13 protein-coding genes are annotated in these 11,833 nt (G+C 65.2%); 10 read left to right on the top strand and 3 right to left on the bottom strand.

Annotated features, from left to right (window positions below; all coding sequences use genetic code 11):
* Window positions 1-29: 29 nt before the first annotated feature.
* Window positions 30-1,013, bottom strand: a complete 984-nt coding sequence (locus tag ACFQO4_RS16080; protein ID WP_500261888.1) for an ABC transporter permease — start codon at window positions 1,011-1,013, stop codon at window positions 30-32.
* 153 nt (window positions 1,014-1,166) lie between these two features.
* On the opposite strand from ACFQO4_RS16080, the gene ACFQO4_RS16075 reads away from it, so the two are divergent.
* The 6 genes from ACFQO4_RS16075 (at window position 1,167) to ACFQO4_RS16050 (ending at window position 6,632) form a co-directional block, all read left to right on the top strand.
* Window positions 1,167-2,402 carry an ABC transporter permease gene (locus ACFQO4_RS16075; protein WP_500261887.1) on the top strand — a complete coding sequence of 412 codons (1,236 nt, stop codon included), beginning with the start codon at window positions 1,167-1,169 and terminating at the stop codon, window positions 2,400-2,402.
* Window positions 2,395-3,450, top strand: coding sequence for an ABC transporter ATP-binding protein (locus tag ACFQO4_RS16070; RefSeq protein WP_500261886.1), 1,056 nt, complete (start codon window positions 2,395-2,397; stop codon window positions 3,448-3,450). Before ACFQO4_RS16075 ends, ACFQO4_RS16070 begins: the two co-directional genes overlap by 8 nt.
* Window positions 3,443-4,783: an ABC transporter ATP-binding protein gene (locus ACFQO4_RS16065; RefSeq protein WP_500261885.1), complete on the top strand. Its 1,341-nt coding sequence runs from the start codon at window positions 3,443-3,445 to the stop codon at window positions 4,781-4,783. Before ACFQO4_RS16070 ends, ACFQO4_RS16065 begins: the two co-directional genes overlap by 8 nt.
* 31 nt (window positions 4,784-4,814) lie before the next feature.
* Window positions 4,815-5,459 carry a triose-phosphate isomerase gene (gene tpiA, locus ACFQO4_RS16060; RefSeq protein WP_500261884.1) on the top strand — a complete coding sequence of 215 codons (645 nt, stop codon included), beginning with the start codon at window positions 4,815-4,817 and terminating at the stop codon, window positions 5,457-5,459.
* 108 nt (window positions 5,460-5,567) lie between these two features.
* Complete coding sequence (locus tag ACFQO4_RS16055; RefSeq protein ID WP_500261883.1) at window positions 5,568-5,966, top strand: DUF8159 domain-containing protein; 399 nt, start codon at window positions 5,568-5,570, stop codon at window positions 5,964-5,966.
* A 45-nt stretch (window positions 5,967-6,011) separates the two neighbouring features.
* Complete coding sequence (locus ACFQO4_RS16050) at window positions 6,012-6,632, top strand: toll/interleukin-1 receptor domain-containing protein (protein WP_500261882.1); 621 nt, start codon at window positions 6,012-6,014, stop codon at window positions 6,630-6,632.
* Between the two features lie 2 nt (window positions 6,633-6,634).
* On the opposite strand, the gene ACFQO4_RS16045 is transcribed toward ACFQO4_RS16050, so the two are convergent.
* Window positions 6,635-7,324 (bottom strand): J domain-containing protein, encoded by a 690-nt coding sequence (locus ACFQO4_RS16045; RefSeq protein WP_500261881.1) that lies wholly within the window; start codon window positions 7,322-7,324, stop codon window positions 6,635-6,637.
* A 160-nt stretch (window positions 7,325-7,484) separates the two neighbouring features.
* Between ACFQO4_RS16045 and ACFQO4_RS16040 the strand changes: the two genes are divergently transcribed.
* From ACFQO4_RS16040 to ACFQO4_RS16030, 3 genes are all read left to right on the top strand, one after another.
* Window positions 7,485-7,922 carry a DUF3054 domain-containing protein gene (locus tag ACFQO4_RS16040; RefSeq protein ID WP_500261880.1) on the top strand — a complete coding sequence of 146 codons (438 nt, stop codon included), beginning with the start codon at window positions 7,485-7,487 and terminating at the stop codon, window positions 7,920-7,922.
* A 339-nt stretch (window positions 7,923-8,261) separates the two neighbouring features.
* Entirely contained in the window at window positions 8,262-8,477 is a 216-nt protein-coding gene (locus tag ACFQO4_RS16035) for a DUF8015 family protein (protein ID WP_500261879.1), read from the top strand.
* Between the two features lie 43 nt (window positions 8,478-8,520).
* The gene (locus tag ACFQO4_RS16030; RefSeq protein ID WP_500261878.1) at window positions 8,521-9,525 is read left to right on the top strand and encodes an ornithine cyclodeaminase family protein; all 1,005 of its coding nucleotides are present in this window, start codon (window positions 8,521-8,523) and stop codon (window positions 9,523-9,525) included.
* 34 nt (window positions 9,526-9,559) lie between these two features.
* Here ACFQO4_RS16030 and ACFQO4_RS16025 read toward each other — a convergent pair whose 3' ends face one another.
* A complete protein-coding gene (locus ACFQO4_RS16025) occupies window positions 9,560-11,092 on the bottom strand; it encodes a DUF7289 family protein (protein WP_500261877.1) in 1,533 nt (510 codons plus the stop codon).
* 319 nt (window positions 11,093-11,411) lie between these two features.
* Here ACFQO4_RS16025 and ACFQO4_RS16020 point away from each other — a divergent pair, with 319 nt between their 5' ends.
* Window positions 11,412-11,813, top strand: a complete 402-nt coding sequence (locus ACFQO4_RS16020; RefSeq protein WP_500261876.1) for a hypothetical protein — start codon at window positions 11,412-11,414, stop codon at window positions 11,811-11,813.
* Window positions 11,814-11,833: the final 20 nt, after the last annotated feature.

Raw genomic sequence — 11,833 nt, 5'->3', positions numbered from 1 at the left:
ACCAGGGTTTTTCCCGATCCAGGTGCTGTTCACCGCGACCCGGTGTCCACTCGAGGATCGAGCAACGAGTACGCCAGATCCTGAACGACGTTGCCGACGACGCCGAAAGCGACGACGACGACCGTCACGCCCATCACGACGGGGAGGTCGCGCGTCCAGACGGCGTTGTAGAAGAGCGAGCCGATTCCGCCGATGCCGAAGACCGCTTCGATGATGATCACCGAAATCGCGAGCAACGCGAGCGTCTCAGCGAACACGAGCGAGAGCAACGGTATCGCCGCGTTTCGCAACACGTGTCTGGCGACGTCGAGCCGTCCACCCCCTTTCGCGCGAACGAGTTTGGTGAGGTCCGCGGTGTAGTACTGGCGAGCGTACGCTCGAGCGTAGCTGACGATGGCAGCGAGCAAGGTCGTCGTAACCAGGACGACCGGAAGCACGCGTCCGTAGAGAAACGGCAACTCGGTCACCGTGATGTAGTTGAACTCGCTCCTCCACCTGAAGGCGGCACTGGCAGTCGCGGATGCGCTCAGGATCAGGAAGCCGGCCCAGAAGTTCGGGATCGCAAACAGCAGGTACACCATCCCCGTGGCTCCGTTGCCGTGAATCGAACGCACGTTCATGGCGGCGTAGGCGCCGACTGCCAGACCGAGGGTCGTCGCCAGCACGATCGCCGGGACGACGTACAGCGCCGTCTCGAGGGTAGCCTCACGGACCAGCGGAAACACGGCCTCTCCGCTCCGGAAGGAGTTTCCCCACTCCAGTGTGATCATGTTTCCCATCCAGTCGACGTACTGCTCGATGAGCGGTCGATCGAGCCCTCGATCGGCGAGGTACGACTGGCGAATAGACTCGAGTTCGTCGGGGTCAGCACCGCCGTAGGCTGCGAGCGCGAGCCGTCTGTCGAGCACCCAGTCTTCGGTCGCGGCGAACAGCGCGAACATCACCGTGAGCACGGCCCAGGCGGCGATCGCCCCCAGTGCGAGACGCTGAGCCAGAATTCGCACCACTCTCACTGGCGGTCACCTGCGAGTGGACCAGACGTGATGATGGAGTCGCGAATCACGAGTACTGCACACGTGCCAGCCAGGGAAATATGAGTGTTGCGGTCGTGACGGAACAGAAACACTTATTCGGAGAGGCAACAGGTTCCCGCACGACTCGCAATGATGGAATCGGGATCGAACGAACCCTCCAGCGACGAGCCACCGGGGCGGGCGGACGTCGCAGCGCTCGAGCAGATCGACTGGGAACGGGTCGACTCCTCGTCGCACCGTCTTTCGCCCGAGCGGATCGCGCTCGTGATCGGCGTGATCGTGATTGGGCTGGTGTACCTCTACTACCGCTGGAAGGGCAGCATCTTTCTTGTCGCTCGATGGCACGTCGGCACCGAGGACTGGTTGCTGTTGCTCGCGCTGGCCGTGATCGTCGCGTACGGCGCCGTTCCGATGGTCCTCGATCCGTCGCGCGGCCGCCGACTCCTCGCTCGGCTTCGGCAACGGTGGGCGACCGTTGCCAGCCTCCTGGTTCTCGGCACCGTCGTCCTCACGGCGTTCTACGCGATGATCACGGGGCTCCAGCCCCGGTTGACGCTCGAGTCGGGGACGCCCGGAACCGACAAACTTCAGCCACCGGTCGGCTTCAGCGGTTCTTACCTGGAAACGGGACAGGACTGCGTAGGCCCGGTTACCGGTGACTCGGTCTACGACCAGCAGTGTCACGGGACCTGGGAGTACGTGCTCGGAACCGACCGCTGGGGGTACGAGATGGTCGACCTCCTCGTGGTCGGCGCTCGACCCGTAGCCTACGCCGTGTTCGTCACGGTCGGCGTCATCGTTCCGCTTGCAACGATCGTCGGTCTCGTCGCGGGGTACTACGGGGGCCGCGTCGACGACCTCCTGATGAGCTACGTCGACGTCCAGCTCAGTATTCCGGCGATCGTCATCTACATGATCGCGTACCTGTTCATCGGGAACTCGTTTTTCGTCCTGCTCGCTGCGTTCGGCCTGCTCTCGTGGGGCGGAATCACTCGAATCGTCCGGAGCGAGACGCTGCAACGACGGGAGGAAGGGTACGTTCTCGCCGCACGGGTGCTCGGCGCCTCGAGGCCGTACGTCCTGCGTCGACACGTCCTGCCGAACGTCACCAACAGCGTGATCCCGGCGGCGTTTCACCTGATGGCCGTGCTCGTCCTGACCGAGGCCGCGCTCGCGTTCCTCGGGTTCCACGCCACGTTCCAATCGTGGGGTATGACGATGGGTGAGGGGCTGTTCAGGGCATCTCCGCTCGACGCGTGGTGGGTCTCGACGCTTCCCGCCATCGCCCTGGGACTGACCGTCGCGTCGTTCAAGGTGGCCGGCGACGGACTGCGAGACGCGCTCGATCCACGGGGGACCCATGACTGACGCGGATCCACTGCTCTCCGTCGACGACCTGCACGCCCACATCGCGACCGCCGATGGCACCGTTCGGGCCGTCGACGGCGTGAGCTTCGACGTCCAGCCCGGCGAAACCGTCTGTCTCGTCGGCGAGAGCGGGAGCGGGAAAACGCTGACCTGCGATTCGATCACCGGCCTGGTCTCGAGTCCGCAGGTCGACGTCTCCGGATCGGTGACGTTCGAGGGCGAGGAGTTGCTCTCGGCCGGTGAGAGACGGCTTCGATCGATTCGCGGCAACCGGATCGCCTACCTCTTTCAGAACGCCCAGAACGCGCTGGATCCAGTGTACACCGTCGGCGATCAGCTCGTCGAGGCGATCACGTTCCACCGGGACGTCGGCGACGAATACGCGCGGGGGCGAGCGATCGACCTCCTACAGACCGTCGGCCTCTCGCGACCGGCGGAGCGACTCGACGCGTATCCCCACGAGTTCTCCGACGGCATGCGCCAGCGCGTCCTGATCGCCATCGCCCTGGCCGCCGAGCCCGACCTGCTCATCGCCGACGAGCCGACGTCCGCACTGGACGTCACGATTCAGTCCCGAATCATCGACCTGATCGACGATCTCCGACGAGAGCGAGACCTGACGCTGTTGCTCGTTACCCACGACCTCAGGGTCGTGGCCTCGCTGGCCGACCGCGTCGTCGTCATGTACGCCGGGACCGCCGTCGAGCGCGGGCCGGTCGAGGCCGTCCTCGAGCGACCGGGACACCCCTACACGCAGTCGTTGTTCCGGAGTTTCGTGGGGCACGGTGGGACGGAGGGGCCGGATGACCATACCACAACCGTCGGGCACAACGAGCCGATCCCGCGGGAGGGGTGTCGCTTCCGTCGAGAGTGCCCACACGCAGTCGAGGCGTGTCGCGCCGACGAACCGCCGTTCGAACCGGTCGCCGGCGTCGAAGACCACCGTGCGGCGTGCATCTACCACGGCAACCGACAAGATGCGAGAACGGTCCTCGACACTGCTCCCGATCTCGGCGCTAGCGGGGAAGGGGTGACCGAGGATGACTGAGGCCGATCCATTGCTTTCGGTCAGGAACCTCGAGAAGCACTATCCGATCACGGAGGGGCTCCTTCGGCGCGAGGTCGGGACCGTTCGAGCCGTCGACGGCGTGAGTTTCGACGTCCAGCCCGGCGAGGCGTTCGGGCTCGTCGGCGAATCCGGCTGCGGGAAATCCACGACCGCGCTGTCGGTACTCCGCCTCGAGGAGCCGACCGGCGGCGAGGTCCGATTCGACGGCGACGACGTTCGCGCGTACGACGACGACGAGCTGCGCCGCTTTCGCCGACGCACACAACTCGTGCTCCAGGATCCGGACTCGGCGCTCAACCCCCGTCGAACGATCGGTGAGTCCGTCGAAGAGCCCCTCCGCATCCACGGCTTGCACGGTTCCCAGCGGCGTCGACACGTCGTCGAGGACACCCTCGAACGCGTCGGACTCTCCGCCGCGTCGGCAGACCAGTACCCACACGAGTTCTCCGGCGGCGAGAAACAGCGCATCGCCATCGCCCGCGCACTGGTGTTGAACCCGGATCTGATCGTCGCCGACGAACCGGTGAGCGCGCTCGACGGCCGAACCAAGGCCGACGTCCTCGAGTTGCTGGGACGTCTACAGCGGGAGTTCGACGTCGCGATCGTCTTCATCAGTCACGACGTCGATCTCGTGCGCCGGTTCTGCGATCGGGCGGCGGTGATGTACCTCGGCGAAATCGTCGAGTCCGGGGCGGTCGACGACGTCTTCGAGACACCTCGCCACCCGTACACGCAACTGCTCATGTCGTCGATTCCCAGCCTCGATCCGAACGCGCGCCACGTCGGCGTCGAACCCCTGACCGACGACCTCCCCGACGCGTCGGACCCGCCATCCGGCTGTCGGTTCCACCCCCGGTGTCCGGCGATCATCCCGCCTGCCGACGCGACCATCCCTCGCGACCAGTGGCGAGGACTCGTGCGGTTTCGCTTTCACCTCGAGAACGAGTGGACGACCGCAGACGACGTGGGTGCCGCCGTCGCCGGTGCCGGACGCGGGCCCGAGGGCGCCGATCACGCGGCTACTGGGTCTATCGCCACCACCGACGGCGCCGTTCGATCCGCGTTCGACCTGCCCACGGAACTCGCGGATCCGGACCTCGAGGCGGCGCTCACGGCGGCCGTCGAATCCATCGACGACGGTGACCTCGAAACGGCTCGAGCCCACCTCGCGGCGCCGACCGAAACCGTCTGTGAGCGCGAGTCGCCGACGCTCGAGATCCGTGCTGACGGGCGACCAGTCGCCTGCCACCGGTACGATCCTTCGGTGCCCGGCGAGCCCGAGACGGACCTCGAGACAGCGAACACTCGGTAACTATTTTGGTCGCGAGGGTCTCCTCTCGAGCATGTTCGTTCTAATCAACCTCAAGACGTATCCGTGTGACCCCGTCGCCGTCGCCGAAGCCGCGCGCGACGTCGACGAGACGACCGACGCTCGCATCGCCGTCGCCCCGCAGGCGACCCATCTCGAGAGAGTCGCCCAGACGGGCGTCGAGACCTGGGCCCAGCACGTTGACCCCATTGACTACGGGAGCAACACTGGGCACACGCTCGCAGAGGCGGTCGCGGACGCTGGCGCGGCGGGCACGTTGATCAATCACTCCGAGCGCCGCCTGAAGCTCGCGGACGTCGACGGTGCGATCCGGGCGGCCGAACGCGCGGGCCTCGAGACGGTCGTCTGTGCGAACAACCCGGCCCAGATCGGGGCGGCCGCGGCGCTCGGCCCCGACGCCGTCGCGGTCGAACCACCGGAACTGATCGGCACCGGGACGCCGGTCAGCCAGGCCGATCCGGACGTCGTGGAGGACGCCGTCGACGCCGCCGCACGAGTCGACGAGGACGTCACCGTGCTCTGTGGCGCGGGGATTAGCACCGGCGACGACGTCGTCGCCGCCAGCGACCTCGGCTCGAGCGGCGTCTTGCTCGCAAGCGGGGTCGCCAAGGCCGACGATCCAGCGGCGGCGCTCGCGGACCTGGTCGAGCCGCTGTGAGTGGGACCGGACCAAAGACGGAACGGGGACGGAGACGAGGATGACGCGAGAGCAGGTCGGTGAGCCGGACGCTTTTTGTCCGTCGCCAGCGAACTCGAATCAGTACCGATGAGCGACGACGAGCCCCGCCCGAGCGCCGATGACACGTCGACCGCACACCTACTTGAGGTCACCCTCGAGAACCGCCTGATGAGCCAGGGCGTCTACGTCACGTCGCTCGAGCGAACCGACGACCGAACGCGACTCGAGTACGAGATGGTGCACGACGTACCGGGCGTGACTTCCCACGAGGTCAGCACTGTCGTGCGAATCGTCTTGTCCGTCGCGGAGGAACGTGAGTGGGAGCCGGGAACGCTCGAGGCAATCTCTCGGTCCACCGACGGGGACCGGCGCGGGACGTGGCGAGTCGAACACGAGTGGTTCGATCAGCTGGGGGACGAACTCTCCGAACTCGAATTTTCGGACCTCGTTCTCGATACTATTACACACGCAGGGGCTAAGAAGTAGTTAGATTCATTACGGATTACTGTCTTCGGGTCCGTAGAGCTACCGATGACCGGAGAGCAGGTATTCGTCTCCCACGCACCCGCCGACCTCGACCTCGTGCAGGAGCTGTTCTCGACGGTCAAGAACTTCCCGTTCGGCGTCCACATCGCCCTCGAGGAGATCGAATCCGGTCGAACGCGCAAGCGACTCGAGGGTCGACTCGCCAACAGCGACGTCGTCGTTGCCGTACTCACCGAGGTCTCGGCAACCAGCCCCTGGGTCAACCAGGAGGTCGGGTACGCGCTCGCGAAGGGCATTCCGGTACTGCCGCTATACGACGACGAGGCGTTCCGCGGCGGGTTCATCGCCGACGTCGAAGGAGTCGCCATCGATCGGGAGAACCTCTCGTTCACGATCTTCAACCTGCTCTGCCGGCTTCGGAGCGAACTCTCCCCGCTCGGAGCACTGTCGGTCCCCAACTGGTACGTCCGGTTCCCGTGTACGGTTCCGGACTGCGGCCACCCGGTCACGCTGGACATCACGCAGGGACAGACGAAACTCTGGAAACTCTCGGAACACGGCCAGTTTCTCGAGGCTGACTGCGAAGTCTGCGACGCGGCCTACACCTTCGATCCGGCGACGATCGGGTTCGTCAGGCGCGTGGACGGGCTCGAACGCACAGTGTGACGTCACTTCAGCCGGTCGTAAGCCTCTTTGACGAGTTTGAACGCCGACTCGCTGCCGCTCTTCTTGTCCGGGTGGGCGTGTTTGATCTGGGTCAGGAATGCCTCGCGAAGCTCCTGGCTCGTCGCGTCGTCGCCGACGCGAAGGATCTCCCGCGCCTCCGACTCGCGCATCTCGACGCTGCTGACGACTCCTTTCTCCTCGGCCAGCGCCTTGCAGTCCGGACACATCTCCTCGGTTCGGCCGTCGATCGTCGTCACGTGATAGAGCTCTTCGTCGACGTACTCGTGACACTGGCTACAGAGCGTTCGACGGGTCGCGAGCTCGGTCGTTTCCGCCGCCTCGTCGACGGACGCTCCGGTACCGTCGTCTAGCCCATCCGATGCCGAGGTTCCCGCATCCCCATGGCCGGGAACCTCCTCGAGGCAGTCGGGACAACACGTTATCACCGCTCCATCGGGCAACACGACGTCCTCGAGGTCGTTTCGCGGAACGCTCGAGTGGCAGCCATCGCACGTCCCGCGCGGTCGGTCGATCGACTCGAGTTTGCAGGCGGCCTCGCGGGCGTGGGGCGCACACGTCGGGCAGCACGCCAGCCGTTCTCCGTCCGGCATCGTCACGGTGGTCAGGTTCTCGAGCGCGACAGCCCGTCCGCACCCGTCACACCGCTCACGGCGTTGGTCGACCACGGCCATCTGTCACATCGTTTGTATTCGAACTATATTATTGTAGTCATCTCCTGAAACGCACGACGGACGGGTCGAGAGCGACGGGCGTTACCGAGCGAACCCAGCGATACCAGTGCTAGAACCAGAAACCGTGACACCAATACGGGTTCCGCCCGGACCGATAAACATGGGTGCGCTACCTACCGTATTCGATACCGATCGCCCTGGACAGCGAGCTATCGCGCTAGTCGGGGCGGTCGACCTCACCCTCATCACGGCGATCATGATGATCGGCCGACGCCAGCACGGTCTGCCGATCGCGAGCGAACCGGGAGCCGCCCTCGAGACCGCCTTGCCGTTTCTCGTCGGCTGGACGGTCGTCGCCCTCCTGGCCGGCGCGTTCGCTCGACGAGCGATCACGTCGATGAAGACCGCCGCCGTCGTCACGACCGTCGCCTGGCTCGGCGCGGCGAACGTCGGCCTCATCCTGCGCTCGTCGCCGCTCTTCGACGGCAATTCGCTGTGGGCGTTCAACGTCGTCATCACCGCCATTGGACTACTCGTACTCGGGACCTGGCGCGTCGGGCTTTCGGTGGGACTCCGCAATGTGGGCAGGCTCGAGTAGTCTCCGGTCCGCTATTCCTCCCTCGAGTAATCTCCGGTCAGAGAGTCACGCCCGTTGGTATCACGTCAATTATCCACGTCTCGAGTGCGGGACGACCCGGCCCGAATCAGTCGTCGAAGCGGCCAACGATTCGATATCCGCCGTTCACGGCCCGAGTGTGCACCGATTTCGATAATATCGATTTTGAGAGGAGGTTTCGAACCCGGCTGTTTTCGCCGATTTGAACCACTCGATAAGTTACGAGGATAATCTCCTCCCTATCCAAATCAGGGACAAATTCAATATCGGCTAATTATGGGAAACGCTTATATGCCTATTCCTCATAGAATGTAATAGATTATGGCTGGCTATTATGACCTTGTTCTCGGACTTATCCCGGTCGCACTGCTCGGCATCACCGCTGCCCTGACCGTCGTCGGCGTCTCGTTGACGGCTGCGGTCCCGATTAGCGCCATCGTCGCAATCGGCGTCATCGGTCACGCGATGTTCGTCAACGGTCCCGTCGATACCGTCGAGGACGCCCCAACCACGCGCCCCAGAGTCAACTCCGAGTAACCCCAGCCACGCGGTTTTTATCTCTCGGTCTCCTCGTGGGAGTATGACCGACGTCCTGTTTCTCACCAGCGAAGAGACGGCAGGCCTCGCTTCGCCTGCCGATTACGTTACTGCCGTTCGCAACGGCTACCGCCAGCGTGGCGCCGGTGCGCCCGCCGAACCCCGAACCAAACTCTTTCGCACCGACCCAGGTGGGCTCCTGACGACCTACTCCGCTGTACTCCCGGAAACCGGTGCGATGGGGGGCTACATGTACAGCGCCGGATTCGGCTCGGGCGACGCCTGGTTCGTCACGCCGCTGTTCGACGCCGACAGCGGCGAACCGATCGCCCTGCTCGACGGCGCCCACATGAACCCCTTCAAGACCGGCGCTGCCGGCGCGGTCGCCGTCGACGAACTCGCTCGCCATGACACCACCACGCTCGCCGTGATCGGCACCGGCCCGCAGGCGCGCGGACAGGTCCACACGACGGCGACCGTTCGCGATTTCGAGACGGTTCGCGTTTTCTCGCCGACCGTATCGAACCGCGAGGCGTTCGCCGCCGAGTTCGACGATTTGCTCGCTGCGAGTGTCACGGCCGTCGACTCGAGCGCCGCCGCCGTCGAGGGGGCCGACGTCGTAATCACCGCGACGACCGCGAGCGACCCCGTCTTCGACGGCTCGCTGCTCGAGCCCGGAACCCACGTCACCGCGATGGGCCAGTACCACCCGAAAAAGCGCGAACTCGACGTGGAGACGATCGAACGGGCCATCTACGTTCCCGACCTTCGCGACCGGGCGACCTACGACGCGGGCTCGTTTCTCGCGGCGCTCGAGGCCGGCGCGGTAGATGAAAATCACGTTCACGCCGAGCTGGGCGAGGTCGTGGCCGGCGAGGCGCCCGGCCGAACGAGCGACGACGAGATCACGGTGTTCGACAGCGGCGGGACCGGAATCGAAACCGTCGCAGCCGCGGCGATGCTGTACGAACGGGCGACTGAGGAGGGACTCGGCTCGACCATTTCGTTCGCACCCGCGAGCGAGGCGTTGACGGGGCGTCGTCCCTGACCGGACGTCGAATAGCGGACCAGCGATCGATCGGTCACTTGCTCTCGACGGCGACCTCGTGGACGACGACCGACAGGTGGTCCAGTTTCGGCGGTAAGTGCTCAGGCAGGATCGCGATCGTCGGTTCGACGCTCGAGAGTGACGGATCGTACGTCAACTTCGCGTTCTGGGCGATCGACATCGGGCCCGAGATGATCGATCCCGTGAAGTCGACGCTCCCCGTGCCGATGCAGACGTCGGCCCAGTCGGCGTCGGGCGAGCAGTCGGCGTTGTTCAGGTACTCGTCGACGAGTTCGTTCGTCCCCTCGGCTGGCTCGTCCCGTGGTGCGTAGATGGTTCCCGTGAACGTCCCCTGGCCGATCGCGAACTTCATCTCCGAGGTTCCGTAGAGTTGGAAACGCCGGGGATCGTCGGATTCGACGGTGACGCCGCCGCTACCGCCCCCAATGGCTACGTCGCCGGTCGTGTAGACCCTCGCGACGTGATCCGTCCCCGCACCGTCGACGACCTCGATCTTCGCGTTGTCCAATCCGATGTTCCCGTCGACGAGGACCGTCACGTCCCCTTCGCTCAGATCGATCTCGAGGCCGTCTTTTTTCTCGAGGAGCAACTCGTCTGCGTAGTAGGTCCCGTTCTCGAGGGTCGTCCCGTCGATCGACTGCGCGTCGCCGGCCGACGTCTCGAACAGGTACGCGATGTCGTCGTCGAGCGGCCGCAGGTCGACTTCTTCGCCGCCCGTACAGTTGGCAGGCGCCTCGCAGGTGATGCTGACGTTTCCGGTCGCCGAGATCGAGCCGTTCACGGAGGGATTCCCGCCGTTATCGAGCACGTCCCCGACGGCGGTGACCGCTCCGTCGTACGATCCATCGGGATTGGGCTGTCCGAGGAGGACGGCGACGGTCTGGTTCGCGTGATCGACCGTCACGTACTGGTCACCGACCTGTCGCTCGTAGTGGGCCGCCCAGCCGGCGTAGTACGGGCTCTCGATCGTGACCGTGACGAACCGACCCGCGACGCTCGGGATATCGCGGGTCGGCCGATCGCTCCGCACTTTCGAGAGGCGAACCCGGTCGTTCGACACCGACTCGACGCCTTCGAGTCGCGTAATCGGGAGCCGGAGCGCATCCTGCCGGTACTCGACCTGCGGTGCGGAGACGACTCTCGCCTCGGGGCCCGTGCCGCGGAAGACGGCACCACCCTCGTAGGCGACGACCGTCTCGCCGTCGCGGTACTCGATCGCTCGCGTCGGTTCGTCGATAATAGGATCCTCGAGTCCAGACGCGGTCACCGTTATGTGGCCCGAATCCACGAGAGAAACCTGGCCGTTGGCGTCTGCCAGGCCGAGCGCGACCGATCGCGTGTCGTCGCTCGAGGCGGCGACCGTGTTCAGTTCCGAGCCGAGGGTGACGAACGACTGTTCGACGCGCTCGTCCTCGAGCTGGTCCGACGACGTCGTGAGGGCACCGGTTCCCACGAGGACGATGCCGATGCTGGCGACGGCGACCATGCCGATGATGATCGTCAACGCGAGCACCGGCGTCAGCCCTCGGTCGGCGCGGTCGATCATCGCGTGCCTCGCGAGAGAACACTACACCGCTCGCGGTTTCGTCGTCCCCACCGACCGCCCGGCGTGCTCCCTCCCTCCCCCCGGAGCTGATGGAGCAATTGCGTCATACACGCATTCATGACCGTCACTGGTAATGACGTTTCCCATACGTTCCAGTTCCTGAACACGAATGTTGTTGCCCCTCTCGAAAATAGTCTATCACTCCACGAAGAGTAATTTTCACCATCGGAACGTCTGGCGTCTCGGTGTCGGTTCCCGACCAGGGTTGGGTGGGTCACGAATCGAAACGATTAGGAACGCATTCGACGACCGACAGGACGTGACTCGAGGTGAGACGGGAAGCGGCGACCGTTCACGTCGACTGGCGGGAGCGATGGTGCTCGTCGTCGCCGGCGGACTCGCCCTGTTCGCCCCGGCCGTCCGCCTCCTGCTGGCCGGTCTCGTCCTGCTGGCCGGACCGGTGTCGATTTACGGCGGCCTCTTCGCGTTCCTCCGGGGGAACCTCGGGATGCGCAGTGCGTCTCGACTCGTTCTGGGGCTGGCCGCCGGGACGCTCGCTCCCACGTTGCTCGTCCTGGCAGTGATAGGGTCGGGGACGGTCGCGTTAGTCGTGGGCGTCCTCGGCGCCTCGTGTAGCGTGCTGGCGCTCGTGTTCGCGGCGACGGCGTTCAGTCGCGAACGAACGCCGGCCGAGCGGTACGTCCCGCCGACCGACGGTTGACGGCTGACGTCGAACAGGGA

The organism is Saliphagus sp. GCM10025334 (genome assembly GCF_042663485.1).
In the GTDB taxonomy this organism is placed as follows: domain Archaea; phylum Halobacteriota; class Halobacteria; order Halobacteriales; family Natrialbaceae; genus Natronosalvus.
Note: the sequence above shows the minus strand (reverse complement) of the source record. Positions and strands in the feature narration are given on the sequence as shown.